This window comes from Trinickia soli, assembly GCF_002879855.1.
Classification (GTDB): Bacteria; Pseudomonadota; Gammaproteobacteria; order Burkholderiales; family Burkholderiaceae; genus Trinickia; species Trinickia soli.
Genome location: NZ_PNYB01000022.1, coordinates 18,871 through 43,536, shown reverse-complemented (window position 1 = coordinate 43,536; position 24,666 = coordinate 18,871). Strand labels below are relative to the sequence as shown.

Here is a 24,666-nt window from a genome sequence, read left to right as displayed (position 1 = left end):
CCTCAAGTCACCTTGAGGACACCATGACGGTCACGACCACCAATTCGCGCATTTCCTACATCGGCGATGGAACGTCCGTCGCCTTTCCGTTTCCGTACTACTTCCTTGCGCCGACGGACATCGATGTCTTTCTCGATTCGACCGAGCAGCAAGGCGGCTTCACGGTGACGGGCGCCGGCAGTACGCAAGGCGGCACAGTGACGTTCACGGTCGCGCCAGCGGTCGGCGTGAGCATCTTGCTCGTGCGAAGCCCGGACCTGTTGCAAAGCACGGACTTCCCGTCGAACGATCCGTTTCCGGCCGACTCGGTCGAGCGCGGGCTCGACAAGTTGACGATGATCGCGCAGAAGTTGACCGAGGACGAAAGTCGCAGCGTGCGCTTTCCACTTGTCGAAGTTATCGACGGCCAGTTGCCACTGGCAGGCCAGCGCGCGAATAAGGCCTATGCGTTCGATGTCAACGGCAACCCGACGTTTTTGCCGCTTCCTTCGAGCCTCGGCGCGGGCGACCTGAATTGGGAAAACGGCATCGACGGTACGCGCGGTTTTAAAACGGGCGCCGATTTCACGCCCAACGTCACGGCGCAGCTCACGCTCTCGCGCAGTCCCGGCAATGACGCTAACGTCTGGGTTTATTGGGATGGCACTCCGCAGACTGATTTCTCGATCTCCGGCAGTAAGCTGAATTTCCCGACGGCGATCCCGAACGGGGTGTCGGTCGTCAATGTGCGCATCGGCACGACGCTTTCGCTTAATGTCCCGGCCACCCAAAGCGTCGGCGATGACCAGATCAATTGGAACGGGATACTCGCGCGCACGGTCGGCTCGTACACCGAGTTGCGCGCGCTATCGAAAACGCGCTACGACCGAGCGCTGTACGTTGGCTCCGCGCCGGGTTCAATCTATCAGCTGGATGGCGCCGATACGACATCGGTCGACGACGGCTTTTTGGTCATTGTCGCGAGCGACGGCGGCCGCTGGAAGCGGCTCGATAAGACCGTCATGACCCCGGAGATGTTCAACGCGCAAGGCGGCACGGCTGACGATACGCTCGCGTTCCAGGCTATGGCAGCGGTGCTGCGAGTGCTCGGCGGTGGCGTCGTCATCATCTCGCAACCGCACAATGTCTTCACGACGCCCGTCGCGGCCGGCGCGACGCTCATGGACCTCACCGGATGCCGCGGCGTCACGGTCATTTACGAGCGCGGCGGTCTCATCAACGCCGTTTATCCGAACGGTACGACGAATATCGCGACTGCCTGGATCTACGTGTTCAACGACGTGCAGGGGTTCAAGGCAATCAATGCGCGACTCACGGCAAATTCGAACATTCCCACGGTGTCGGGCGTCGTCCATTTCGCTGTGTCCACGACCGGGCTTGCGAATCCGCAGTCATACAACCTTGAGTTTGAGAACGTCAACCAGGCGGGCGGCTTGGGCGGCCTGATCGTGTACCCGAGCGGGACTTCGAATGCACATGCCGCGCGCATTCGCATGACAGGTAGCTTCAACGGCACGTTTTACCCGGCCAATCTGCAAGCGAATGGCGACGACTTCGTCGGGGATTACATCGTCCGCAATTGCGGACGCGGCTATTTTATGTACAACGCCAGCAATCACGACGTTTCGGTCGACTCTAACAACGGCACGGCATTCGATGACATCGATATTTCGTGCTACACCGACCAAACCTTCCGTGAGACTTCAAATATTCACGTGAGGTACAAAAACTACGGCAGCGCTTCTATCGGGAATGCCGTCGCGATTAACTTTGTTCAATCCGATGCTACCTCGCGCCCCGCGATCATGCACGGGATCCATATCGAATACGACATGTTTCTCGGCACATATCCGGGGGCATATCTGGCGATCAATAAATACAACTCGGGTTCGCCTGGCGCACCTGGCGCACCCGACGATACCGCGCGCGGCTACGACCTCTACGATGTGACAATTAGCGGTAACGCCAACGGCAATGCCGTGCAGAACTGCGTACAGGCCTTCACCTCGTCTAATTGGACCGGTGAACGGGTGCGCGATATCAAGTTTAAGAATCTGAATATGGTCGCCGCCGCGGGCAGCTTTTTCGCGCTCGACGGTCGAGGCTTCATGACTTCTACCGGCGCGCTTCTGTTCGAGAACGTGAACATCGCACCGGCCGATTCTTTGGTCAATATCCCGCAGAACGTGCTCATGTACCGCAATGCCACTTTTAGTACGGGGCGACGCGATGGGGACGTTACGGGGAACTGGATTATCACATACCCGTCGCCTGGCATCGCACACGTAGCCACGAAAACGCCGGTTCCTATCGCACCCGGAGGCACGCAGGTACAGCTGCCTTTCTCGGATAAGCGCGGAACCAATCCGGCGGTCTTCTACGCCCCGATCGGCGGCGCTGTGACCGTGGCGCTCAACTACAACACGGCGCAGACGTTCACGCTTTCCCATAACGGTGCGGGCGCTTTGAACTTCAATATCAGCGCCGACATTTACGTTTGAGTCGGGGGGACCGGTGAAAGACCTAGCGGCAAGCGCAGCAAAGGCGAGTCCCCCTGTCGGGGCCAATGTTTGGCTCTGGCTTGCGGGCCATGACATCAACTGGTGGGTAGCGGCAGCGACGATCTTCTACATCGGCCTGCAGTCGTTCTACCTGATCCGCAACAAGGGTAGGAAAGGAGCGGCTGAATGAGCACCTACGATCAATCCGCGCTGCGTGCTGAGCTTACGCGTGACGAAGGCCGGCGCAACCGGATCTACAGGGACACGGTAGGCAAGACGAGCGGCGGCGTCGGTCGCAATCTCGACGACGTGGGCCTCATGGACGACGAGATCGACCTGATGCTCACCAATGACATCGCGCGCGCCGAGCGATTTCTCGACGGCAATCTGCCCTGGTGGCGTCAACTCGACGACGTGCGTCAGCGCGTGCTCTTGAACATGGCTTTCAACATGGGCGGCCGGCTGCTCGGCTTTCACATGATGCTCACAGCAGCCAAGGCCGGCGACTACGAGACAGCGGCCAACGAAATGGCCAACTCGAATTGGGCGAAGCAGGTCGGTGATCGCGCTGACCGTCTCGAGAAGATGATGCGAACAGGAGGTGTGTGATGCTTGGAATCGACGATGCAATTGCGGGCGTCTCGAAACTGATCGATGACGGAATCAACGCCGCGTTCCCGACGCCCGAGGCGAAAGCCTCCGCTCAGGCCGCGATCATCAAGGCACAAACGGACGCGGCTGTCGCCACGCTGCAGCAGCAAATGAGCGTGATGCTCGCCGAAGCAAACAGCAAAGACCCGTGGACGAGTCGGGCCCGTCCGTCGTTTCTCTACGTGATGTACGTGATGATCCTGGCGGCGATCCCGATGGGGGTCGTTGCAGCGCTGCGCCCGGAACTCGCGACAGCTATCGCGCAGGGAATGCGTGCGTGGTTGGCAGCAATTCCAGACGCGCTGTGGCAAGTCTTCGGCGTGTGCTTCTGTGGCTATACCGCCTCGCGCGGCTGGGAAAAGATCAAAGGAGTAAGCAAGTGATGAAACGACTTCTGACCGCGGCGCTGCTCGCGCTTTCATCGGCGGTGTTCGCCGCGACAACCGTTCCCGTTCAGCTGCTCAACCCAGCAGCATCGACTTCCGGCCAGGTTATCTCGTCCACTGGACCAAGTACCGCGCCGGCCTGGACTACGCTCACGGCGGCAGGCCTCGGCGGTTTGACTGCGTCGAACAATCTGTCGGATCTCGTGAGTGCGGCGACCGCACGCACGAATCTCGGACTGACGAGCGCGGCCACGACATCGATCGGCACGAGTGGCGCAACGATCCCGCTGCTCAGCACGGCCAATACGTGGACGCTTGGACAGACATTCAGTGTGCGCCCGACTTTCAACGGTGCCACGCCGTGGGATAGTGCAAATCTGGCGAGCCCTGCCAGCACGACGGGCAATCTCTCTCAGTTCGCGGCCACAACGAGCGCACAACTGGCCGGTGTCCTATCGGATGAAACGGGGAGCGGTGCGGCTGTATTTGCGAATTCTCCGACCATCAATACCCCCTCGATCGTCGGCCCGACCAACGGCTCGGGCGCCGCGGCCGGCAACGTGGGCGAGGTGATCTGCGCTCAGGTAACGAGCGGCGGTTCACCGACAGGATGCGCGACTAACTCGAGCACGCCGGTTTCACTGACCAGTGGCATCACGAATAACGTTACGTCGATAACTCTGACGCCGGGCAACTGGCGGGTATGGGGGCAAGCGATCACGATTCCGGCTGGAACGACTACGCAATCCGTCGTGAACGCAGCGATCAGCCCGACCAGCACGTCTTTCACCGGACAGGTGGCGGAACTCCTTCTTCCGTTCTCTGCGCCTGCCGGCTCGGCAGTGGGCGGAACGCTTGATCCGATGCCGATTCGGGTGACGACGAATACAACCTATTACCTGATTGTGAATTCGACTTTCGCGGTATCCACTAATACAGCGATCGGGTTCATCGCCGCCCAGCGAACCAACTGAGGCAAAAGCTGTTTCCCGTTTATCGGTGGCACGGTGTTATATTCTCGGCTCCGAGAATGTGACGCCGCGCAAAAAGACGGGGGCAATCATGGCGCAACTAACACACAGCGACGAAGTTTCGGCGGGCCAGCGTTTTGAGTTCGGTGCCAACTGGACGCGCTTCCTTTCGCTTCTTAATGACGATCGTATTGCGCAAGCCGAGCAGAGCCTGCGCACCATGCTCGGCGTCGATTCCTTATCCGGCAAGACCTTCATCGACATCGGCAGCGGCAGCGGACTTTTTTCGCTTGCGGCCCGGCGACTTGGTGCGACGGTTTTCTCCTTCGATTACGATCCGCAATCGGTGGCATGCACTGCCGAGCTTCGGCGCCGCTACTTCAAAGACGATGGCCAATGGACCGTCAACGAGGCATCGGTGCTCGATGCGGCATACCTTAAGCGCCTCGGTCAATTCGACATCGTGTACTCGTGGGGCGTGCTGCACCATACCGGCCGTATGTGGGAGGCGCTCGGCAACGTCGCGCCTTTGGTTTCCGCCGGCGGCAAGCTGTTCATCGCGCTGTACAACGACCAAGGCCGCGCGTCGCGGATGTGGTGGAAAGTCAAGAAAGCCTACGTATCGCTGCCGCCTGCGCTGCGTTGGCTTGTGCTCGTGCCAGCCTACACGCGGCTGTGGGGCCCGACGACGATCAAAGATTTCCTTCGCTTTCGGCCGTTCCACACGATGCGCACGTACACGACGATGCGAGGCATGTCGGCGCACCGTGACGTGATCGATTGGGTGGGCGGCTTTCCCTTCGAAGTCTGCAAGCCGGAACAAGTCTTCGATTTCTATCGCGAGCGCGGCTTCCAGCTTGAGCGTCTGGTGACGTGCGCGGGCGGCCTCGGTTGCAATGAGTTCGTCTTCACGAAGGCGCGCGCCTAGCGCTGAGTTGCCGGCTGGGCGGCGCTGTGCCCAGGATGTGACCGCATCCTTACAGCACGGTGCGAAAATGGCGGAAAGAATAACAAAGTGGCACAGTCTCGATGCTGACCGGCGCGAGACTTTTTGTGAAAAATCAAAGTGTTAGGCTGTGCCTGTATTGCATGTGGTGCGATAGGCTATCGCAATCGCTTTCGCCATCCCCATCCACATGTGTGGTCTCGTTTCGGCGCGCGCGACATTGCGCTCGCACGAACCGATCGCGATGGCGCAGTGCGTGTCACGCTCGAAGACGGACGGCTCACGCTCGAACGCTATCGCCAGACGCACGCGCGCTACTGGATGGGCCGATAACACGAACGGACCGGGAGGCCGCGGCGCTTGAAACAAATCATTCACTTCTCCCATGCGAACGGCTTTCCGGCGTCGACGTACCGCACACTCTTCGCCGAGCTCGCCGACGATTACGAACTGCGGTACATCGAGCGGATCGGGCACGACCCGCGTTATCCGGTCACGAGCGATTGGCCGCATCTCGTCGAGGAATTGCTTGCCGATATCGGTCGCCGCTACGAGCGGCCGGTGTGGCTCGTCGGCCATTCGCTCGGCGGCTATCTGTCGCTGATGGCGGCGCTCAAACATCCGCACCAGGTGCGCGGCGTCGTAATGCTCGATTCTCCCGTGATCGCAGGTTGGCGTGCGAGCGTGCTGCGCTTCACGCAATGGACGGGGCTCGACGAGCGGCTTTCGCCGGCGGCCGCGACGCGCACGCGCCGCACGCAGTGGGCGAGCCGCGACGAGGCATGGCGCCATTTCCACGCCAAGCCGGCGTTCGCGCGCTGGGACGAGCGCGTCCTGTCCGACTACATCGACTTCGGCATTCCGCCGGGCGCGCCGAAAGGATCGCCGTACGGCTCTCTCGAAAGTGGGCGGCAGCTTGCCTTCGATCGCGACATCGAATACCGGATCTATCGAACGTTGCCGCGCACGCTGGGCGCGCGCCTCGCGCACGGCGCGCCCGTGCCGGTCGGCTTCATTGCGGGCACGCATTCCAGGGAGATCCGGCAGGTCGGGCTTGAAGCGACCGCGCGCGCTGCGCATGGACGCATCGAATGGATCGAGGGCAGTCACTTGTTCCCGATGGAGCGACCGATCGAAACGGCGCGAGCGTTGCTGGGCATGCTGCGCAGGCTGCGCGAGGAGGGTGGCGGCTAGTCGCGGGACGTCGACGCTGCACGCCGACGCTGTTCGCGAGCGGTAGGGCCTTAAGGTATAATCCGTTTTTCCCGCGAGCATTCAGCGATGACTAAATATGTTTTCGTCACCGGCGGCGTAGTGTCGTCCCTCGGCAAGGGCATTGCCGCCGCTTCCCTCGCCGCGATCCTCGAATCGCGCGGTCTTAAAGTCACCCTCCTCAAGCTCGATCCCTACATCAACGTCGACCCCGGCACGATGAGCCCGTTTCAACACGGCGAAGTATTCGTGACCGAAGACGGCGCTGAAACGGATCTCGACCTCGGTCACTACGAGCGGTTCATCAGCACGAAAATGCGCCGTGCGAACAACTTCACGACGGGGCAGATCTACGAATCGGTGATCCGCAAGGAGCGTCGGGGCGATTACCTCGGCAAGACCGTGCAGGTGATCCCGCACATCACGAACGAAATTCAGGCGTTCATCGAGCGCGGCGCGGCCTCGGCCACCTGCGGCGAACCCGACGTGGCGATCGTCGAAATCGGCGGCACGGTCGGCGACATCGAATCGTTGCCGTTCCTGGAGGCGGCGCGGCAGATGAGCCTGCGCCTGGGCCGCAACAGTGCCTGCTTCGTTCATCTGACGCTGGTCCCGTTCATCGCAACGGCCGGCGAACTGAAGACGAAACCGACACAACACAGCGTCCAGAAGCTTCGCGAAATCGGGATCTTGCCGCACGTACTGCTGTGCCGCGCCGATCGCCGCATTCCCGACGACGAATGCAAGAAGATTTCGATGTTTTCGAACGTTCCGGAAGATGCGGTCATCTCCGTGTGGGACGTCGACAGCATCTACAAGATCCCGCAAATGCTGCACGACCAAGGGCTCGACAGCATCATTTGCGAGGAACTCAGGCTGCAGCCGAAGCCGGCCGATTTGTCGATGTGGTCCGAGATCGTCGACAAGCTTGAGCGTCCGCTGCACGAAGTCACGATCGGCATGGTCGGCAAGTACGTCGATCTGACCGAGTCGTACAAGTCGCTGATCGAAGCGCTGCGCCATGCGTCAGTGCATACGTCGACGAAGGTGAACATCGAGTACATCGATTCCGAGCAGATCGAAGCCGAGGGCGTCGACAGCCTCAAGCACCTCGACGCCGTGCTCGTGCCGGGCGGCTTCGGCCGTCGCGGCACCGAAGGCAAGATCGCGGCCATCCGCTATGCACGCGAAGCGAAGGTGCCGTATCTGGGCATCTGCCTCGGCATGCAGCTCGCGGTGATCGAGTTCGCGCGCGATGTCGTCGGCCTGGAAGGTGCGAACAGCACCGAGTTCGACGTCAATACGGTACACCGCGTCGTCGCGTTGATCACCGAGTGGCACGACCGCGAAGGCCGTGTCGAGAAGCGCACCGAAGAGTCGGATTTGGGCGGCACGATGCGCCTGGGCTCGCAACGCTGCCCGATCAAGCCCGGCACGTTGGCCGAGAAGATCTACGGCAAGGATGTGAACGAACGCCATCGCCACCGTTATGAAGTCAATAACCGCTACGTGCCGCAGCTCGAAGCCGGTGGCCTTATCATCAGTGCGCGCACGCCGAGCGAGGACCTGCCCGAAATGATGGAACTGCCGGGCAACCTGCATCCGTGGTTCGTCGGCGTGCAGTTCCACCCCGAATTCACTTCGACGCCGCGCGACGGGCATCCGCTGTTCAAGTCGTTCGTCGAAGCGGCGCTCGCTTGTCACCAGGCGCGCAAGGAGAAGGCATGAAGCTGTGCGACTTCGAAGTCGGCCTCGATCAGCCGTTCTTTCTGATCGCGGGCACGTGCGTCGTCGAATCCGAGCAGATGACGATCGATACGGCCGGCCGGCTCAAGGAGATTTGCGCCAAGCTCGGCATTCCGTTCGTCTACAAGTCTTCGTACGATAAGGCCAACCGCAGTTCGGGCAAATCGTTCCGCGGGCTCGGTATGGACGACGGCCTGCGCATTCTGTCCGAGGTCAAGCGCCAGCTCGGCGTCCCGGTTCTGACCGACGTTCACGGCATCGACGAGATCGAGCAGGTCGCGTCGGTCGTCGACGTGCTGCAGACGCCGGCGTTCCTTTGTCGCCAGACCGATTTCATCCATGCCTGCGCACGCTCGGGAAAACCCGTCAATATCAAGAAGGGACAATTTCTCGCGCCGCACGACATGAAGAACGTGATCGACAAGGCGCGCGACGCGGCACGCGAAGCGGGTTTGTCCGAAGACCGGTTCCTCGCCTGCGAGCGTGGCGTGTCGTTCGGCTACAACAATCTCGTCTCCGACATGCGCTCGCTCGCGATCATGCGCGAGACGGGCGCCCCCGTCGTGTTCGACGCCACGCATTCGGTGCAGTTGCCGGGCGGGCAGGGGACGAGTTCAGGCGGCCAGCGCGAATTCGTGCCCGTGCTGTCGCGCGCGGCCGTGGCCGTCGGCGTGGCCGGGTTGTTCATGGAGACGCACCCCGATCCCGCCTGCGCGCTGTCGGACGGCCCCAACGCCGTTCCGCTGCGCCGCATGGCCGACCTGCTAGAGACGCTGGTTGCGTTGGATACCGTCGTGAAACGCACTCCGTTCATCGAGCGCGATTTCAGCTGACTGCACCGTCAAGCAAGAAGAATTCATCGTCATCCTTAGAGGAAATCATGAGTGCAATCGTAGATATCATCGGCCGCGAGATTCTGGATTCGCGAGGCAACCCGACCGTCGAATGCGATGTGCTGCTCGAATCAGGCACGATGGGCCGTGCGGCCGTGCCTTCGGGCGCGTCGACGGGCTCGCGTGAAGCGATCGAGCTGCGCGACGGCGAAGCGGGCCGTTACAACGGTAAGGGCGTGCTGAAGGCGGTCGAACATATCAACACGGAGATTTCCGAAGCGATCATGGGGCTCGACGCATCGGAGCAGGCGTTCCTCGACAAGACGCTGCTCGAGCTCGACGGCACCGACAACAAGTCGCGCCTCGGCGCCAATGCGATGCTGGCCGTGTCGATGGCCGTCGCGAAGGCGGCGGCCGAGGAAGCCGGCTTGCCGCTGTACCGCTACTTCGGCGGTTCGGGGGCGATGCAACTGCCGGTGCCGATGATGAACATCGTCAACGGCGGCGCCCATGCGAACAACAGCCTCGACATCCAGGAATTCATGATCGTGCCGGTCAGCCAGCCGACGTTCCGTGAAGCCCTGCGTTGCGGCGCCGAAGTGTTCCATGCACTGAAGAAGATTCTGTCCGATCGTGGCATGAGCACGGCGGTGGGCGATGAAGGCGGCTTTGCGCCGAACTTCGGCAGCAACGCCGAATGTTTGTCGGCGATCTTGCAGGCGATCGAAAAGGCCGGCTATCGCGCGGGCGAAGATGTGCTGCTCGCGCTCGATTGCGCGGCGAGCGAGTTCTACCACGACGGCAAGTACCAACTGGCCGGCGAAGGCCTGCAGTTGTCGTCGGCCGAGTTCACCGATTACCTCGCCACGCTCGCCGATAAATTCCCGATCGTTTCGATCGAAGACGGCATGCACGAGAGCGACTGGGACGGCTGGAAGCTGCTGACCGACAAGCTCGGCAAGAAGATTCAGCTTGTCGGCGACGATCTGTTCGTGACCAACACGCGCATTCTGAAGGAAGGCATCGAGAAGGGCATCGCCAACTCGATCCTCATCAAGATCAACCAGATCGGCACGCTCACCGAAACGTTCGCGGCCATCGAAATGGCCAAGCGTGCCGGTTACACGGCCGTCATTTCGCACCGTTCGGGCGAAACGGAAGATTCGACGATTGCGGACATCGCTGTGGGTTTGAACGCAGGCCAGATCAAGACGGGTTCGCTCTCGCGTAGCGATCGTATTTCGAAGTACAACCAGTTGTTGCGCATCGAAGAAGATCTCGGCGATATCGCCAGCTACCCGGGCAAGTCGACGTTCTATAACCTTCGTTAAAGCGTCGTTTCCTTCTACTCGATCGTTTCTGCATACCGCCTCGTGCCTTGTCCCCGAAAGGGGGGAGCGCTCGAGGCGGTTTTGAATTTGCGGCCTTTTGAATGCGCCTTGTTACCGTTGCCCTCGTTGTCCTCCTTGCGCTGATCCAGTATCCGCTCTGGTGGGGCCATGGCGGATGGTTGCGCGTGCATGAACTGCGGGGCGCATTGGCGGCTCAGGAACAGAAGAATGCGGACGAAAAGCTGCGCAACGAACGCATCGAGGGGGAGGCGCAGGATTTGCAGAACGGCACCGCCGCTGTCGAGGAGCGGGCGCGTTACGAGATGGGCATGGTGAAGGACGGCGAAGTGTTCGTGCAATTCGTTTCGCCCAATGCCACGTCGAGCGTCGCCGCAACCACCGTTCCCAGCAATACCTCGACGCGAGGCGAGGTCTCGGCCGCACCCGTCAGCGTCGTGCCCAATCCCGTTTCGCGCGAGAAGCCCTCGAAGGCGAAGAAACACGCATCGGGCAAGGCGAAGCACGCCACGGCACCGAAAGGCCGCAACGCCGGCTGAAAGTGGCAGCCTGGAGCGCGGACCCGCGGATGAACCGCGAATCTGAACGCTGTATCAGCCCGCTACCACCACCATCCCGGATAGTACCCGGGGCTTGAATAGCCCACTCCCCATCCGCTGTTCCATCCGCCGTAATACGTTCCGAAAGTCACGGGCGCCGGGTAGTAGTACGGCGCGTAGTAGCGCGCCCACGTATTTGCCGACATCGCTTCGTTCTGCTCGCGCAGCACCTGCTTGTCGATCTCCGCGTAGCGCTTTTTCTCCGCGTCCGAGAGCGGATGTGCGCTTTCGGCGGCGCCCGGTTGCCCCGGCGCCAGGCGGCTCAGTATCGGGCCGGGCGGCGGCGCGATCACGCAGCCCGACAGTGCGGCGACGGCGGCCGTACAAGCGGCCGCACAGGTGAGCCGCCGCGAGAGGGCTGCAAACGATGAAGGCGGGCGAATAATCATGGCGTTCATCACGTTGTGCTCCGAATGACCCGAGTGTTCAAGCGAGTGTTCAAGCGACTGTTCGATCGAGCGACAGTCGGAGTGACAGTCGAATGACGACCGCCGCGGGACTGTCCGGCGAAGCGTGGCCGAAGCGGGCCCGACCATCCGAGTCGGGCCAATCGGGCTGGCGCGGCCACACGCTTTCAGTGGCGCTGCCCTGTGGCCGGCGCGACGCCCGAAGCCACTTCGGTCGCTGCGAACAACTGCGCCACATCGACAGGATCGAACTCGTATCGCTGATTGCAGTATTCGCAATGGATTTCGACACGTCCCTGCTCGGCGATGACGCTTTCGACTTCGTCATGACCGAGCATTTTGAGCATCGAGCCTACGCGTTCACGCGAGCAACTGCATTCGAAACGCGTGAGCGTCGGCGCGAAGTGCTGCACGTTTTCCTGCCAGAACAGGCGCCGAAACAGCGTCTGCGGTTCTTCCTGAAGCAACTCTTTTTGCGAGAGCGTGCCGCCCAGTACGCAGACGCGCTCCCAGGTATCGGCGTCATGGTCGCCCGAATGGGGGATGATGCCGCCGTCGCCGGGCAGTTTCTGCAGCAGCATGCCCACTGCGCGCTCGGTGTTCGCTGCCAGCCACAAGCGCGTGTCGAGCTGCTCGGAGTGGTGCATGTAGTGCTCGAGCACCGCGGCGATCGACTGCAGCGGGCCGTCTTGGCTGCTCAACGGCACGATGCCCTGATACGGTTGTTGGCCCGGGAGCTTGTCATGCGGATCGAGCGTGATGACGCAGCGGCCATGGCCGCTCGCGTTGAGCAGTTCGACGAACGAAAGGCTGTCGCTCAGCGTTTCGTCGAATTCGCTTGCGATCTTTGCAGTGGCACGCATCGTCAGGTTCGAGCTGCACTGGACGACCAGCATCTTGATCGGCCCGTCGCCGAAGATTTGCATGATCATCGTGCCGTCGAACTTGAGATTCGCCGACAACAGCGCGCAGGCGGCCATCATTTCGCCCAGGATGTCGCGTACGGCCACGGGGTACTGCCGACGCGTGAGCACCTCTTGCCACGTATTACGCAGTGAGACGATCTCACCGCGCACGGGCGCGGCCGCGAACATGAATTTTTGCAACTGGTCGTCCACAACTTTTCCTTCGATCATGAGCGCGCCGGCTCGGGCCGGCGGCGAAGCGGCGCGGAATCGCCAAATGTTTACCGCTGATGTTTCCCGTCGATGGTTCGCGTCGATGTTTGCCCTCGACGTGCTCCGATCTGTCAGCCGATTCGCACGAGTTGTGCCTTGAACAGATCGCGGCGCGCGACATACGTTTCGGCGCTCTTTACGAGGTCTTCGACTTCCTGGTCCGTCAATTCCCTCACGACGCGGGCCGGGGCGCCAAGAATCAGCGACCGGTCGGGGAAGGTCTTGTTTTCCGTCACGACACTGCCCGCGCCGACCAGACAGTTGCGGCCGATCACCGCGCCATTCAAGACCACGGCCTGAATGCCAACGAGGGACCCGTCGCCGATCGTGCAGCCATGCAACATCGCCTGGTGCCCGACTGTGACGTTGCGGCCGATATCGAGCGGGCGGCCTGGATCGGTATGCAGCACCGCGCCTTCCTGGATATTGCTGCCTGGGCCGATGGCGATCGGTTCGTTGTCGCCTCGAAGGGCCGCGCCGAACCAGACGCTCGCGTTTTCTTCGAGCGAAACTTTTCCGACGATCGTGGCCGTATCGGCCACGAATACGCTCTCGTGAATGGTCGGGGCATGTTCTCCCAGCTTATAGATCGGCACAATGGCTCCTTGGGGCAGGGGTGCGCGGGGCGTTACAATGCCGCCGCATCGGGGGCGACCACGCGCAGTGTCGAATCGCATATTGTAAACGGTCCGCTTGGACGCCGTGGCGGGTCGGCCTCGCGGCGCTTCACGCACCTTTGCCTGGTTCCACTATCGATGAAACAACCCCTTTCCAGTCACGTGCGCGCCCATGACGGCGCGGCCGACATGCGTCGCTCTGCGCTCGTCGCGCTGTGCGAGCGCGAGCCGTCCGCCAAGGCCGCGGCGGCCGGCGCCCTGCTCGCGCAGTACCGAGCGGGCGAAATTTCGTGCCAGGTCGACGAAACGATCGAGGGGCCCGTCGGCCTTCCGGGAAGACCCGACCGGCCGACGCTCGTCGAGCCGCGTTCGCTGCGGCATAGAGGAATGCAGACGGAGGCCGGTCGAGCCGTCTTGCTGCATGCGCTGGCCCATATCGAGTTCAACGCGATCAATCTGGCCCTGGACGCTGTCTGGCGCTTCGCGGGGATGCCCGAGGCTTACTACGCCGACTGGCTGCAAGTGGCCGCGGAGGAAGCCCACCATTTCGGTCTGTTGCAAGCGCGGTTGCACGACTTCGGTCACGCATACGGCGATTTCCCCGCTCACAACGGCCTGTGGGATATGTGCGAACGCACGCGCGACGACGTCCTCGCCCGCATGGCGCTCGTCCCGCGTACGCTCGAAGCGCGCGGGCTGGACGCTTCGCCACCGATTCGCGCGCGCCTGCAGCAGGCCGGCGACGCGCGATCGGCGGCGATTCTCGATGTCATCCTGCGCGATGAGATCGGCCATGTCCGCATTGGCAATCGCTGGTTTCGGTACCTTTGCGAATTACGCGACCTTGCCCCGCATGAAACTTACGCTCGCCTCGCTGCACAGCATCGTGCGCCACGGCTGCGCGGGCCGTTCAATTTCGATGCGCGACGCGACGCTGGGTTTGACGAAGACGAACTGGCGGCCTTGATCGCGCAGTCGCCGGCCGCGGCGGCAGGCGCCGAAGATGGCGCCTGGCGATGAAGGCCGGCGCGGCGGTCCTTGCGAACCCGAATTGAGCGTCGCATCTGAACGTCGATCGCTCGCGAAACTGCTTCCCGTCTGATACGCGGATATAATCGAACGATCATTCGTTTTTGCGGCATCCGCCGCCTCCTGACATGAACAACCCGCAATCCGATTTCGTCACCGTGCGTGGCGTCAAGCTCCACGTGCGCCGGTGGGGCTCCCCCGATGCGCCGACGCTTTTCATGCTGCATGGCTGGATGGACGTTTCGGCGTCGTTTCAGTTTGTGGTCGACGCGCTCGGTGGCGATTGGCAGGTCATTGCCCCAGACGCTCGCGGGTTCGGACTGTCGGATTGGCCGGTGGCCGAGCGCGGCGGCGGGCATTACTGGTTTCACGATTATCTGGCCGATCTCGAAGCGCTGCTGGACCACTACGCGCCCACGGGGCAGGTTAATCTCGTGGGGCACAGCATGGGGGCGAACGTGGTCTGCCTGTACGCGGGGGCACGGCCCGAGCGTGTCCGGCGCGTCGTCGATCTGGAGGGCTTCGGGCTGCCGCCGGCGCGACCAGGCGAGTCGCCGCGCAGGCTGGCGGCCTGGCTCGACGATATGCGCGAGCCCGCGCGCCTGAAGACCTACGAGACGTTGGAAGAGGTGGCGGCCCGCCTCATGAAGACCAACTCGCGACTGGCGCCCGAGCGCGCGCGTTTTCTGGCGCAGCACTGGGCGAGGCGCGGCCAGGACGGCCGCTACATGCTGTTGGCCGATCCGGCGCACAAGCACCACGGCCCGCTGCTGTACCGTCTCGATGAAGTCATGGCGGTCTGGTCGAGCGTCACGGCGAAGGTTTTGCATGTGGAGGCCGTTGCGTCGCCGACCTTGGCGATGCTGGCTGGAACGATCCCGCTCGACGAATACAAGGCGCGCTTCAAGGCATTCCCCGATTGGCGCGAAAAACTGATCGAAGACGCCGGGCACATGGTCCATCACGATCAGCCGGAGCAGGTGGCGGCCTTGATCGAGGCGTTTTGCGCCTGAGTCCGGGCGCCCGGACCGGAAGCGAGCTTACGCTTGCGGGCGGGAGCGGCCGGCGTTCGTGTCGGCGCCCAGGCATGCGGTTTAGCCGAACGACAAGGCCTCTGACTTGCTGCGTTGCGGGTAAAATAGTGAGATTACTTCGATCCCGACAGCATGAACGCCGATCTGCACTGCCATTCAAACGTTTCCGACGGTTTGCTCCCGCCCCGGGAAGTGGCGCGCCGCGCGCAGGCGGGCGGCGTGATGTTATGGGCGCTGACCGATCACGACGAAGTAGCGGGCCAGGCCGAAGCGCGCAGCGAAGCCGAGGCGCTCGGCATGCGGTACGTCTGCGGCGTGGAGATCTCGGTCACATGGGCTTCACGCACGGTGCATATCGTCGGGCTTGACATCGACCCGTCGTGCTCCGTTCTTACCGGCGGGCTGTACGCCACACGCAACGGTCGCGCTGCCCGGGCGCAGGCGATGAGCGACGCACTGGCTGAGTTCGGTATTGAAGACGCCTATGCAGGCGCGCTGCGCTACGTCTCCAATCCCGATCTGATTTCGCGGACGCACTTCGCCCGCTTTCTCGTTGAAAAGGGCTATGCGGCGTCCACGTCGGACGTGTTCGAGCGTTACCTTGGCGAAGGCAAGCCCGGCTACGTGCCGCATCGTTGGGCCACGCTCGAGAACGCCGTTGCCTGGATCCAGGCGGCGGGCGGCGTGGCTGTGATCGCACACCCGGGTCGTTATAAATTTACGCCGCTCGAGTTCGATACGCTGTTTGGCCAATTCCTCGACCTCGGCGGCAAGGCCATTGAAGTCGTGACGGGAAGCCACGCGCCGGATCAGTTCCGGGAATACGCCGAAGTGGCGCGCCGCTTCGGTTTCGAGGCATCCCGCGGGTCCGATTTTCACGCGCCGGGCGAGGGCCGTACCGAACTCGGCATGCTGCCGCCGCTGCCATCCGATTTGACGCCCGTTTGGCAACGCTGGCTCTAAACGTCCCGGCGTTTTCACGCGCACCGTCCGCGCGCGGCGACCTGCCGTGCGCGCCGAGGCGCCGACGGCAGCTCAGCGCCGTTTCCGCCAGCTTATCGACCGCTTGCACATGTCCCAATTTTTCAGGATTCATCCCGACAATCCGCAGCCGCGCCTGATTTTGCAGGCGACGGAAATCGTCAAGGATGGTGGCGTGATCGCGCTGCCTACCGATTCAAGCTATGCGCTCGCGTGCCGACTCGACGATAAGGATGCGGTGACGCGCTTGCGGCACATTCGCGGGCTCGACGAGCGGCAGCATTTATCGCTGCTCGTGCGCGACCTGTCGGAGCTGGCGACTTTCGCAATGGTCGATAACCGGCAGTTTCGGCTCATCAAATCGGTCACGCCGGGGCCTTACGTCTTCATCCTGCTTGCAACGAAAGAAGTGCCCAGGCGTTTGTCGCACCCATCGCGCAAGACGATCGGGCTGCGTGTGCCCGAACATGCGATTACGCTTGCGCTGTTGGAGGCGCTCGGCGAACCCTTGATCGCCACGACCCTGATCCTGCCGCCCGACGACGAACCGCTGAACGAACCCGAGGAAATCCGCAATCGTCTCGAAAAGCAGATCGATCTCGTCATCGATGGCGGCGCGTGTCCACGCGAGCCGTCGACCGTCATCGACCTGACCGGAGACGAGCCTGTGCTCGTGCGGGCAGGGCGGGGATCGCTCGAGCCCTTCGGGCTCGCCATATCTTGAACGTCGACGGCGCTAAGCTGCTCCGGCCGCTTGTTACAATGCTTCTATGAATCCCTCTTTAATCCAGACCATCGTCGTCTATGCGCTACCGGTGATCTTCGCGATCACGCTGCATGAGGCCGCGCACGGCTATGTCGCCCGGCTGCTCGGCGACAACACCGCCTACATGATGGGGCGCGTCTCGTTCAATCCGATGCGCCACATCGATCCACTTGGGACGATCGCGATCCCGCTTCTACTCTACTTCGCAACGGGCGGCGCGTTTATGTTCGGCTATGCCAAGCCGGTGCCCGTTGCGTTCCGCAACTTACGGAATCCGCGGTGGGGCACGTTCTGGGTTGCCCTGGCCGGGCCACTTTGCAATTTCGTGCAGGCGCTGCTTTGGGGCGTGCTCACCCTGGCGTTGGCGGCGTTCGGCGTCGACGAACCGTTCTTTACGCGCATGGCGGCCGCGGGCGTCGGTGTCAACCTCGTGCTCGGCGTGTTGAACCTGTTTCCGCTTCCGCCGCTCGACGGCGGGCGCGTGCTGACGGCGCTGCTGCCGCCGCGGCAGGCTTTGTCGCTCGCCCGCTTCGAGCCATATGGTTTTTTCATTGTCATGGCGCTCGTGATGACGGGCGTTCTCACCAGGTTTTGGCTGCGCCCACTCGTTGCGATCGGCTACGACGCCGTCACGGCTATCCTGACCCCACTTGCTTCGCTCCTCCACTGACACCATGTTTCCAGCCCGCATCTTCTCCGGTATGCGCCCCACCGGGTCGCTCCATCTCGGCCACTACCACGGCGTGCTCAAGAATTGGGTCCGGTTGCAGTCGGAATACCCCTGCTTCTTTTGCGTCGTCGATTGGCATGCTCTGACGACGCACTACGAAACGCCCGAGGTCATCGAAAAGAACGTCTGGGAAGTGCTGATCGACTGGCTCGCTTCCGGCATCGATCCCGCGCAGGCAACGCTGTTCATTCAGAGCCGCGTGCCCGAGCACGCGGAGCTTTCGTTGCTGCTCGGCATGAGCGCACCGCTGGGCTGGCTCGAACGCGTGCCGACCTACAAGGAGCAAATCGAGAAGCTCAAGGACAAGGATCTGTCGACGTACGGCTTCCTCGGCTATCCGGTCCTGATGGCGGCCGACATTCTGCTGTATCGCGCCTCGCTGGTGCCGGTGGGCGAGGATCAGGTGCCTCACGTCGAAATGACGCGTGAAATCGCGCGGCGCTTCAACCATCTGTACGGGCGCGAGCCCGGGTTCGAGGAGAAGGCGCTCGACGCAGCGAAGAAGCTCGGCGGCAAGCGCGCGAAGCTCTACCATGAGCTGCGCAATGCCTATCAGCAGGAAGGCGACGACGAAGCGCTCGAGCAAGCGCGTGCCATGCTGCAGGAGTCGCAAAGCCTGTCGATGAGCGATCGTGAGCGGCTGTTCGGTTACCTCGAAGGTTCGCGCAAGATCATCCTGGTCGAGCCTCAGGTGTTGCTGACCAAAGCGTCGCGCATGCCGGGCCTGGACGGGCAAAAGATGTCGAAGTCGTACGGCAACACCATCGGTTTGCGCGAGGACGCCGAAACGATCACGAAGAAGGTACGTACGATGCCGACCGACCCGGCCCGCGTGCGCCGCACCGATCCGGGCGATCCTGACAAGTGCCCGGTGTGGCAGTTGCATCAGGTCTATACGGACGAAGCCACGCACGAGTGGGTGCAAAAGGGCTGCCGGTCCGCCGGGATCGGTTGCCTCGAGTGCAAGCAGCCCGTGGTCGAAGGCATCCTGCGCGAGCAGCAACCGATGCTCGAACGGGCGCAGAAGTACATGGACGACCCGTCGCTCCTGCGTGCGATCGTCGCCGACGGCTGCGACAAGGCGCGCAAGTTCGCCACCGAGACGATGCGCGATGTCCGCGAGGCCATGGGGCTTTCCTACTCATGACCGCAGCGTGCGGTAGCGTCGGTCTGTGCGCGGGCGCGCAGCCATGACCACACCGCCGTGCGCCGGCGCGGGTGCTGCAGTCGGCGGCGAGCCGTCCCCATGGGTCGTGCGCTGGTCGCATCTCGTCGCGCCGGGTGGCGCCGTGCTCGACATAGCGGCGGGCAGCGGGCGGCATGCGCGCTGGTTTGCCGCGCGCGGGCATGCGGTCGTTGCGATTGATCGCGCCGAGGCTGCACTGGCTGCGCTGGCGTGCATCGAAGGCGTGACCGCCGTGTGCGCAGATCTCGAAGACGGCAGCCCCTGGCCGTTACCCGACGGGCAGCGATTTGCTGCCGTGGTCGTGACGAACTATCTCTGCCGGCCGCTGCTGCCGCGGCTTTCGCAGCTGCTGGCGCCGGGCGGCGTCCTGTTGTATGAAACGTTCGCTCGGGGCAACGAAACCGTCGGCAAGCCGTCCAATCCGGCGTTTTTGCTCGCGCCGGGTGAGTTGCTTGCGGCCATGGATGGGCAACTGCGGGTGGTCGCGTATGAGGACGGCTACGTGGCGGCGCCTCGGCCGGCTTTCATTCAACGGATTTGTGCGGTGATGCCGGCGCAGCCGCCTGCGGCGGGCTTGGCGCCTGCGCGTTACGATTTGCCCGTCTAATCCGCTACAATCGCGCTTTCACGTTTGAATTCATTGCGTTTCATGGCTAACGGCACATCCAGCGGCACCCAAGGCGGCCTGCGCATTCGCGGCAGCATTCCTGCGATCGTCACGCCTATGCTCGAAGACGGCGGCCTCGATCTGCCGGCGTTTCGCAAGTTGATCGACTGGCATATCGACGAAGGGACCGATGCGCTGGTCGTCGTCGGCACGAGTGGCGAATCGGCCACGCTGTCGGTCGACGAACATATTCTTATGATCAAGACGGCGGTGGAACATGCCGCCGGTCGCATTCCCGTCATTGCCGGCGCAGGCGGCAATTCGACCGTGGAAGCGATCGAGTTGACCCGGCACGCCAAAGGCGTCGGCGCAGACGCGACGCTGCAGGTCGTGCCGTACTACAACAAGCCGACGCAAGAGGGCATTTACCGCCACTTCGCGAAAATCGCCGAGTCGGTGGATCTGCCCGTGATTCTCTATAACGTGCCGGGCCGCACGGTGGCCGACATGTCGAACGAGACCGCGCTGCGCCTCGCGCAAGTGCCGGGCATCATCGGCATCAAGGATGCAACCGGCAACATCGACCGTGCAGCGCACCTGATCAAGGCGGCGCCTGCACACTTTTCGATTTTCAGCGGCGACGATCCCACTGCGATCGCGCTGATGCTGCTCGGCGGCCACGGCAATATTTCCGTCACGGCGAACGTTGCGCCGCGCGCCATGAGCGAGCTTTGCAAGGCGGCACTCGCCGGCGACGCGAAGACGGCACGCGAAATCCACCTGAAACTGTTGTCGCTGCACAAGAACCTGTTCATCGAATCGAACCCGATTCCGGTGAAGTGGGCGCTCGAGCAGATGGGGCGGATGCAGGGCGGTATCAGGCTGCCGCTGACGCCGCTCGACGCGCGGTGTCACGAAGCGGTCCGCTCGGCGCTGGTCGAAGCGGGTGTGCTCGCCTGAGCGGCCGGCTCCATCCGCGCCGCTCGTCGCATACGGTGGGTTGTTGCATTCATTGACGTCGATTCCGGGCCGCATGGCCCGACGCCGTCGCAGGCATGTGTTGCGCATCACGAAGGACTTCATGAAACGTTCCGCTTTCTCTCTCCATGCCATCCGCGCGGCGGCGCTCTTGCTCGCGATTTCGACCCTTGCGGGGTGCGACACCCTAAACGACTGGTTCGCGCCCGATCGCGTGAACTACAAGGCGACCGGCTCGGCGCCGCCGTTGCAGGTGCCCGGCGACCTGTCCACGACTCAGACCCAGCCGCAATACACGGCGCCTCCCGTGACGGCTGCACTTGGCGGCGCGCCGACGCGCAATGCGACAGCGGCCGGCAATTCGAGCGAAGGCGTACCGAATACGGCCGATCCGCTCGGCATGCACATCGAGCGCGACGGAGATCGGCGTTGGCTCGTCGTCGATGGCCGCACGCCGGACCAACTATGGCCGCAACTCGAAGCGTTTTGGCGCGACAACGGCTTCGTCCTGAAGACCGATACGCCGGCCACAGGCATCATGACCACGGACTGGGCCGAGAACCGCGCGAACATCCCCGACGACTGGTTCCGTCGCACGATCGGGCGCGTTATCGACTTCGCATACTCCTCGGGTACCCGCGACAGTTTCCGCACGCTCGTCGAGCGCGGAGCGAACGGCACCACGGACATTTCGATCACGCACAGCGCACTCGAAGAGATGCTGATCGGACAGGACAAGTCTTCGTCGCGCTGGATCGAGCGGCCGCGGAACCCTGTGCTCGAAGCTGTGTTCCTTTCGAAGCTCATGGAGAAATTCGGGCTGACCGAGGCGCAATCGAAGCAATTGCTGGCTGATGCGCGGCCGGCTACGGCCCCCGCGAAAATCGACATGAGTGCAGGCGCGACCACGCTCGATCTGACCGATGGTTTCGAGGTCGCCTGGCTTCGCGTGGGCCTCGCGCTCGATCGCACGAACTTCACCGTCGACAATCGCGATCGAGCGAAGGGCATTTATTACGTGCGCTACGCGGACTCGACGCAGGAACTCAAACACGATGGCTTGTTCAGCAAGCTGTTCGCGAGTGCTCCGGCCAAGCAGAAAACCGGCAAAGAATTTCTTGTCAATGTCCGTGCAGCCGGCGCCGGTACGCAAGTGGCTGTCGTCGATGCCAACGGGCAGGTCGACACGTCGGCTGAAGCGCAACGCCTGATTTCGTTGCTGCACGCCCAACTGAACTGATCCGGCCATGCGTTTTGCGAGCCTCGGCAGCGGCAGCGAGGGCAACGCACTCGTCGTCGAGGCTGCGAGCGGTCACACCACCACACGCGTTCTGCTCGATTGCGGTTTCTCCGCAAAAGAGCTCGATCGCCGCTTGGCGCGATTGCAACTCGGCATCGACGCACTCGACGCAATCGTCATTACCCACGAACACAGCGACCACATAGGCAGCGCATTGACGCTGGCGCGCAAGTGGTCGCTGCCGCTCTATATGAGCTGGGGTACGGCGAAAGCGGTCGGGGCGGAGAGTGCCGACATCGATTTGCACGTCCTATGGGGCGACGAGACGGCCGCCATCGGCGATCTCGAGGTGCTGCCCTACACCGTGCCCCACGATGCCCGTGAGCCGCTCCAATTCGTGTTCTCCGACGGTGTACGTCGCTTAGGTGTCCTAACCGATGTCGGCACTTCCACGCCGCATATCACGGCCATGTTGAGCGGTTGCGATGCCCTCGTGCTCGAATGCAACCATGACGCGCGCATGCTCGCGACGAGCCGTTACCCGCAGTCGTTGAAGGCGCGTATCGGCGGCAGCCACGGGCACTTGAGCAATGACGCCGCGGCGGAGATCCTGGCGGCGTTAGACAGGTCGCGGCTCACGCATGTTGTGGCGGCCCATCTCAGTCAGCAAAACAATCTGCCGGAGCTTGCGCAAGCGGCGTTGGCGAACGTGCTCGGCTCAGCGCAGGAAGAGGTGAGGGTTGCGTCGCAGGAGCTCGGATTCGACTGGATCGGCTGCGGCGCGGCATGAGCGCTCGAAGCGGCCGTAGACAAGCAACTGGAAAGAAGCGACGAAGGAGAAGGGCCGGCTAGCGGCTTCAGTCGCGATCGTTCATGGGCGGGCGTTGATGCACGTTTGGCGTGGGCAACAAAAAACCGGCTCATGGCCGGTTTTTTGTTGCCTCGTTGCAGGCAGCAGCTTACTGGCTTGCGCCCGAAGCCGGTGCAGCCGTAGCGGCCGAAGCAGCTGCGTCCGAAGCAGCAGCGGCAGCGCCCGAAGCGGCAGCAGCCGAGTCGCTCGCAGCAGCAGCGCTCGAAGCAGCAGCGCCAGCGTCCGAAGCGGCAGCAGCCGGAGCCGAAGCGGCCGTGGCGTCGCTAGCCGGTGCAGCAGCGTTTTGATCGCTGCTCTTGTTGCACGCAGCCAGTGCAACAGCCGCCAACAGGGATGCTACGAGGAGGGATTTCTTCATGATCACGTCCTTTTATGGTTAAAGGTAAGCAACAGCGCGAAATAATACCGGTAATGTGCTCCAACACCAACCTCGGCCGCTGGTGGGATGCACATCAGAGCGTGAATCTTCCCCACGGCTTGGGCGGAAATTATATGCACTTTCGTACCGACCGTCGACAAAGCAGGGTCAATACGTTGCCTTTCTCATACAGAATTAACCGTAATCGATAGGCCGGGCACGGCGAGCGTCATAAAAGTGCGCCGACTCGTACCCAGCCGGCACGATACCACTCGTGCAGCAGCGCTGTCATCGACGGGTCCGGCAAGAGTGTTACAAAGCGTTTCCCCTCGATTCGTCTTGCATCAGCCAGTTCTAAAAGCCATTTGCGGCGGCGCGGAAGGGTCGCTTCCTCGCCGTTGACGAAATAAGTCCGGGCGCCATACAAGAGCGCCGTCTTGTTGTCCAGACGCACGCCCTCCAATTGCGCGCGCCGGCTGAATGCGGCTTCGGCCAGCGGCCGCTCGGGCGCATCGAACACCACATGGGACTTCGGTTCGCTCAAATAGCTGCCCAGGAACGAGGTCAAATCGCGTTCCGTCCACCGGACCCGTGCAAGGATTGCGCCAAGTTCTGCGATGAGGGCAGGCGGGAGGGCTGCCGGATGGGCGACAGCCTCCTGATGCGGATCGCGGTAAAGGCGCGCGCCGGCTTCCGAGCGTGCGACATCGCCGCGTTCGGCCAAATAGTAGAGAAACTGGCCGATCAATTCGTTCGCCGACGGCGCGCGAAACCCGATCGAACATGTCATGCATTCGCCCACGGCGACGCCGTCGTGCGCGATATGCGGCGGCAGATACAACATGTCGCCGGGCTCCAGCACCCACTCTTGCTCAGGTTCGAAATGCTGTAAAACCTTCAACGGCAATCCAGGTTTTAACGTCAGATCGCGCTGTGCAGAAATGCGCCAGCGACGCTTGCCCTTCACCTGGAGCAAGAACACGTCGTAAGAATCGAAATGCGGGCCCACGCCGCCCCCATCGGTCGCGTAGGAAATCATCAGATCGTCGAGGCGGGCGTCGGGCACGAAGCGGAACCGGTCGAGCAACGCGCGCGCACGGTCGTCGTGCAAGTCGACGCCCTGCACGAGCAGCGTCCAGTCGCGGCGTTTGATGCTCGGCAGCGCGTCGCTGTCGAAAGGGCCGTGGTCGAGCCGCCAGCGCCCGCGTACTTGCGATACGAGCCGTGATTCGGCGTCGTCGCTCGCGGCGAGCGCGAACAGTGCGTCGCGGGAAAGCGGCGGCTCAACGTCTGGGACTGCGCCGCGAATCAACAGCGGCCGCTTCTGCCAATATCGCCGCATGAATTGCGCCGGCGTGAGTCCGCCGAGCAGAGGGGTGGGCGTATCGGGCTGGGGGCGGGAATCGGGTGAGGCTGACAGGGCGGCCGTACCGTCCTGATGGTAGAGGGGCCGCTTGGGCATCGTATAATGGAACCGTATTTTGGAGACT

General features: G+C 62.6%; 27 protein-coding genes. 22 read left to right on the top strand and 5 right to left on the bottom strand.

What is annotated here, in order from left to right:
* Positions 1–23 precede the first annotated feature (23 nt).
* The 12 genes from C0Z19_RS21675 (at position 24) to ftsB (ending at position 11,134) form a co-directional block, all read left to right on the top strand.
* Positions 24–2,501 carry a putative phage tail protein gene (locus C0Z19_RS21675; protein ID WP_102611895.1) on the top strand — a complete coding sequence of 826 codons (2,478 nt, stop codon included), beginning with the start codon at positions 24–26 and terminating at the stop codon, positions 2,499–2,501.
* 13 nt (positions 2,502–2,514) lie between these two features.
* Positions 2,515–2,691, top strand: a complete 177-nt coding sequence (locus C0Z19_RS28515; RefSeq protein WP_175083943.1) for a hypothetical protein — start codon at positions 2,515–2,517, stop codon at positions 2,689–2,691.
* The gene (locus tag C0Z19_RS21670) at positions 2,688–3,110 is read left to right on the top strand and encodes a glycoside hydrolase family protein (RefSeq protein WP_102611894.1); all 423 of its coding nucleotides are present in this window, start codon (positions 2,688–2,690) and stop codon (positions 3,108–3,110) included. The genes C0Z19_RS28515 and C0Z19_RS21670 overlap by 4 nt, the downstream gene beginning before the upstream one ends.
* Positions 3,110–3,535 carry a 3TM-type holin gene (locus C0Z19_RS21665; protein WP_102611893.1) on the top strand — a complete coding sequence of 142 codons (426 nt, stop codon included), beginning with the start codon at positions 3,110–3,112 and terminating at the stop codon, positions 3,533–3,535. The genes C0Z19_RS21670 and C0Z19_RS21665 overlap by 1 nt, the downstream gene beginning before the upstream one ends.
* Entirely contained in the window at positions 3,535–4,512 is a 978-nt protein-coding gene (locus tag C0Z19_RS21660; RefSeq protein ID WP_102611892.1) for a hypothetical protein, read from the top strand. Before C0Z19_RS21665 ends, C0Z19_RS21660 begins: the two co-directional genes overlap by 1 nt.
* 88 nt (positions 4,513–4,600) lie before the next feature.
* Positions 4,601–5,437, top strand: a complete 837-nt coding sequence (locus tag C0Z19_RS21655; RefSeq protein WP_102611949.1) for a class I SAM-dependent methyltransferase — start codon at positions 4,601–4,603, stop codon at positions 5,435–5,437.
* Between the two features lie 210 nt (positions 5,438–5,647).
* On the top strand, positions 5,648–5,788 hold the full coding sequence (locus C0Z19_RS28315) for a hypothetical protein (RefSeq protein ID WP_158243038.1): 141 nt from the start codon (positions 5,648–5,650) through the stop codon (positions 5,786–5,788).
* A 27-nt stretch (positions 5,789–5,815) separates the two neighbouring features.
* Positions 5,816–6,649 (top strand): alpha/beta fold hydrolase, encoded by an 834-nt coding sequence (locus tag C0Z19_RS21650; protein WP_102611891.1) that lies wholly within the window; start codon positions 5,816–5,818, stop codon positions 6,647–6,649.
* Between the two features lie 87 nt (positions 6,650–6,736).
* Positions 6,737–8,395, top strand: coding sequence for a CTP synthase (pyrG, locus tag C0Z19_RS21645; RefSeq protein WP_102611890.1), 1,659 nt, complete (start codon positions 6,737–6,739; stop codon positions 8,393–8,395).
* A complete protein-coding gene (gene kdsA, locus C0Z19_RS21640) occupies positions 8,392–9,246 on the top strand; it encodes a 3-deoxy-8-phosphooctulonate synthase (RefSeq protein ID WP_102611889.1) in 855 nt (284 codons plus the stop codon). Before pyrG ends, kdsA begins: the two co-directional genes overlap by 4 nt.
* A gap of 47 nt (positions 9,247–9,293) precedes the next feature.
* Positions 9,294–10,577 (top strand): phosphopyruvate hydratase, encoded by a 1,284-nt coding sequence (gene eno, locus C0Z19_RS21635; RefSeq protein WP_102611888.1) that lies wholly within the window; start codon positions 9,294–9,296, stop codon positions 10,575–10,577.
* 101 nt (positions 10,578–10,678) lie between these two features.
* Positions 10,679–11,134, top strand: coding sequence for a cell division protein FtsB (gene ftsB / locus C0Z19_RS21630; protein WP_102611887.1), 456 nt, complete (start codon positions 10,679–10,681; stop codon positions 11,132–11,134).
* Between the two features lie 62 nt (positions 11,135–11,196).
* On the opposite strand, the gene C0Z19_RS21625 is transcribed toward ftsB, so the two are convergent.
* The 3 genes from C0Z19_RS21625 to C0Z19_RS21615 form a co-directional block, all read right to left on the bottom strand.
* The gene (locus C0Z19_RS21625; protein WP_425330242.1) at positions 11,197–11,583 is read right to left on the bottom strand and encodes a hypothetical protein; all 387 of its coding nucleotides are present in this window, start codon (positions 11,581–11,583) and stop codon (positions 11,197–11,199) included.
* A 185-nt stretch (positions 11,584–11,768) separates the two neighbouring features.
* Positions 11,769–12,719 (bottom strand): Hsp33 family molecular chaperone HslO, encoded by a 951-nt coding sequence (gene hslO, locus C0Z19_RS21620; RefSeq protein ID WP_102611947.1) that lies wholly within the window; start codon positions 12,717–12,719, stop codon positions 11,769–11,771.
* Positions 12,720–12,850: 131 nt separating this feature from the next.
* Positions 12,851–13,375 carry a gamma carbonic anhydrase family protein gene (locus C0Z19_RS21615; protein WP_102611886.1) on the bottom strand — a complete coding sequence of 175 codons (525 nt, stop codon included), beginning with the start codon at positions 13,373–13,375 and terminating at the stop codon, positions 12,851–12,853.
* Between the two features lie 159 nt (positions 13,376–13,534).
* Here C0Z19_RS21615 and C0Z19_RS21610 point away from each other — a divergent pair, with 159 nt between their 5' ends.
* The 10 genes from C0Z19_RS21610 to C0Z19_RS21565 all read left to right on the top strand — a co-directional run bounded on the left by C0Z19_RS21610 (position 13,535) and on the right by C0Z19_RS21565 (position 22,737).
* Positions 13,535–14,416, top strand: a complete 882-nt coding sequence (locus tag C0Z19_RS21610) for a ferritin-like domain-containing protein (RefSeq protein ID WP_102611885.1) — start codon at positions 13,535–13,537, stop codon at positions 14,414–14,416.
* Positions 14,417–14,553: 137 nt separating this feature from the next.
* On the top strand, positions 14,554–15,438 hold the full coding sequence (locus C0Z19_RS21605) for an alpha/beta fold hydrolase (RefSeq protein ID WP_102611884.1): 885 nt from the start codon (positions 14,554–14,556) through the stop codon (positions 15,436–15,438).
* A gap of 153 nt (positions 15,439–15,591) precedes the next feature.
* A complete protein-coding gene (locus C0Z19_RS21600) occupies positions 15,592–16,422 on the top strand; it encodes a 3',5'-nucleoside bisphosphate phosphatase (RefSeq protein WP_102611883.1) in 831 nt (276 codons plus the stop codon).
* Between the two features lie 109 nt (positions 16,423–16,531).
* Positions 16,532–17,164, top strand: coding sequence for an L-threonylcarbamoyladenylate synthase (locus tag C0Z19_RS21595; protein ID WP_102611882.1), 633 nt, complete (start codon positions 16,532–16,534; stop codon positions 17,162–17,164).
* 46 nt (positions 17,165–17,210) lie between these two features.
* A complete protein-coding gene (locus C0Z19_RS21590; protein ID WP_102611881.1) occupies positions 17,211–17,876 on the top strand; it encodes a site-2 protease family protein in 666 nt (221 codons plus the stop codon).
* A gap of 4 nt (positions 17,877–17,880) precedes the next feature.
* On the top strand, positions 17,881–19,083 hold the full coding sequence (locus tag C0Z19_RS21585; RefSeq protein ID WP_102611880.1) for a tryptophan--tRNA ligase: 1,203 nt from the start codon (positions 17,881–17,883) through the stop codon (positions 19,081–19,083).
* A gap of 43 nt (positions 19,084–19,126) precedes the next feature.
* Entirely contained in the window at positions 19,127–19,729 is a 603-nt protein-coding gene (locus C0Z19_RS21580; RefSeq protein WP_102611879.1) for a class I SAM-dependent methyltransferase, read from the top strand.
* A 42-nt stretch (positions 19,730–19,771) separates the two neighbouring features.
* Positions 19,772–20,689, top strand: a complete 918-nt coding sequence (gene dapA, locus C0Z19_RS21575) for a 4-hydroxy-tetrahydrodipicolinate synthase (protein WP_102611878.1) — start codon at positions 19,772–19,774, stop codon at positions 20,687–20,689.
* Between the two features lie 121 nt (positions 20,690–20,810).
* Entirely contained in the window at positions 20,811–21,947 is a 1,137-nt protein-coding gene (gene bamC, locus C0Z19_RS21570; RefSeq protein WP_102611946.1) for an NlpB/DapX family lipoprotein, read from the top strand.
* A 7-nt stretch (positions 21,948–21,954) separates the two neighbouring features.
* The gene (locus C0Z19_RS21565) at positions 21,955–22,737 is read left to right on the top strand and encodes an MBL fold metallo-hydrolase (protein ID WP_102611877.1); all 783 of its coding nucleotides are present in this window, start codon (positions 21,955–21,957) and stop codon (positions 22,735–22,737) included.
* Positions 22,738–22,906: 169 nt separating this feature from the next.
* On the opposite strand, the gene C0Z19_RS29035 is transcribed toward C0Z19_RS21565, so the two are convergent.
* Both C0Z19_RS29035 and C0Z19_RS21550 read right to left on the bottom strand, forming a co-directional pair.
* Entirely contained in the window at positions 22,907–23,176 is a 270-nt protein-coding gene (locus C0Z19_RS29035; protein ID WP_102611876.1) for a hypothetical protein, read from the bottom strand.
* A 229-nt stretch (positions 23,177–23,405) separates the two neighbouring features.
* Positions 23,406–24,638 carry a cupin domain-containing protein gene (locus C0Z19_RS21550; protein ID WP_102611875.1) on the bottom strand — a complete coding sequence of 411 codons (1,233 nt, stop codon included), beginning with the start codon at positions 24,636–24,638 and terminating at the stop codon, positions 23,406–23,408.
* Positions 24,639–24,666 lie beyond the last annotated feature (28 nt).

Bases quoted from the DNA above. Each gene is read 5' to 3' on its own strand.
- pyrG (WP_102611890.1), top strand. From the start codon at position 6,737: ATGACTAAATATGTTTTCGTCACCGGCGGCGTAGTGTCGTCCCTCGGC.
- C0Z19_RS21665 (WP_102611893.1), top strand. From the start codon at position 3,110: ATGCTTGGAATCGACGATGCAATTGCGGGCGTCTCGAAACTGATCGAT.
- C0Z19_RS21675 (WP_102611895.1), top strand. From the start codon at position 24: ATGACGGTCACGACCACCAATTCGCGCATTTCCTACATCGGCGATGGA.
- C0Z19_RS29035 (WP_102611876.1), bottom strand. From the start codon at position 23,176: ATGAAGAAATCCCTCCTCGTAGCATCCCTGTTGGCGGCTGTTGCACTG.
- C0Z19_RS21595 (WP_102611882.1), top strand. From the start codon at position 16,532: ATGTCCCAATTTTTCAGGATTCATCCCGACAATCCGCAGCCGCGCCTG.
- C0Z19_RS21660 (WP_102611892.1), top strand. From the start codon at position 3,535: ATGAAACGACTTCTGACCGCGGCGCTGCTCGCGCTTTCATCGGCGGTG.
- bamC (WP_102611946.1), top strand. From the start codon at position 20,811: ATGAAACGTTCCGCTTTCTCTCTCCATGCCATCCGCGCGGCGGCGCTC.
- eno (WP_102611888.1), top strand. From the start codon at position 9,294: ATGAGTGCAATCGTAGATATCATCGGCCGCGAGATTCTGGATTCGCGA.
- C0Z19_RS21625 (WP_425330242.1), bottom strand. From the start codon at position 11,583: ATGATTATTCGCCCGCCTTCATCGTTTGCAGCCCTCTCGCGGCGGCTC.
- C0Z19_RS21580 (WP_102611879.1), top strand. From the start codon at position 19,127: ATGACCACACCGCCGTGCGCCGGCGCGGGTGCTGCAGTCGGCGGCGAG.
- C0Z19_RS21655 (WP_102611949.1), top strand. From the start codon at position 4,601: ATGGCGCAACTAACACACAGCGACGAAGTTTCGGCGGGCCAGCGTTTT.
- C0Z19_RS21590 (WP_102611881.1), top strand. From the start codon at position 17,211: ATGAATCCCTCTTTAATCCAGACCATCGTCGTCTATGCGCTACCGGTG.
- C0Z19_RS21550 (WP_102611875.1), bottom strand. From the start codon at position 24,638: ATGCCCAAGCGGCCCCTCTACCATCAGGACGGTACGGCCGCCCTGTCA.
- dapA (WP_102611878.1), top strand. From the start codon at position 19,772: ATGGCTAACGGCACATCCAGCGGCACCCAAGGCGGCCTGCGCATTCGC.
- kdsA (WP_102611889.1), top strand. From the start codon at position 8,392: ATGAAGCTGTGCGACTTCGAAGTCGGCCTCGATCAGCCGTTCTTTCTG.
- C0Z19_RS21670 (WP_102611894.1), top strand. From the start codon at position 2,688: ATGAGCACCTACGATCAATCCGCGCTGCGTGCTGAGCTTACGCGTGAC.
- C0Z19_RS21565 (WP_102611877.1), top strand. From the start codon at position 21,955: ATGCGTTTTGCGAGCCTCGGCAGCGGCAGCGAGGGCAACGCACTCGTC.
- C0Z19_RS21610 (WP_102611885.1), top strand. From the start codon at position 13,535: ATGAAACAACCCCTTTCCAGTCACGTGCGCGCCCATGACGGCGCGGCC.
- C0Z19_RS21585 (WP_102611880.1), top strand. From the start codon at position 17,881: ATGTTTCCAGCCCGCATCTTCTCCGGTATGCGCCCCACCGGGTCGCTC.
- C0Z19_RS21600 (WP_102611883.1), top strand. From the start codon at position 15,592: ATGAACGCCGATCTGCACTGCCATTCAAACGTTTCCGACGGTTTGCTC.
- C0Z19_RS21605 (WP_102611884.1), top strand. From the start codon at position 14,554: ATGAACAACCCGCAATCCGATTTCGTCACCGTGCGTGGCGTCAAGCTC.
- ftsB (WP_102611887.1), top strand. From the start codon at position 10,679: ATGCGCCTTGTTACCGTTGCCCTCGTTGTCCTCCTTGCGCTGATCCAG.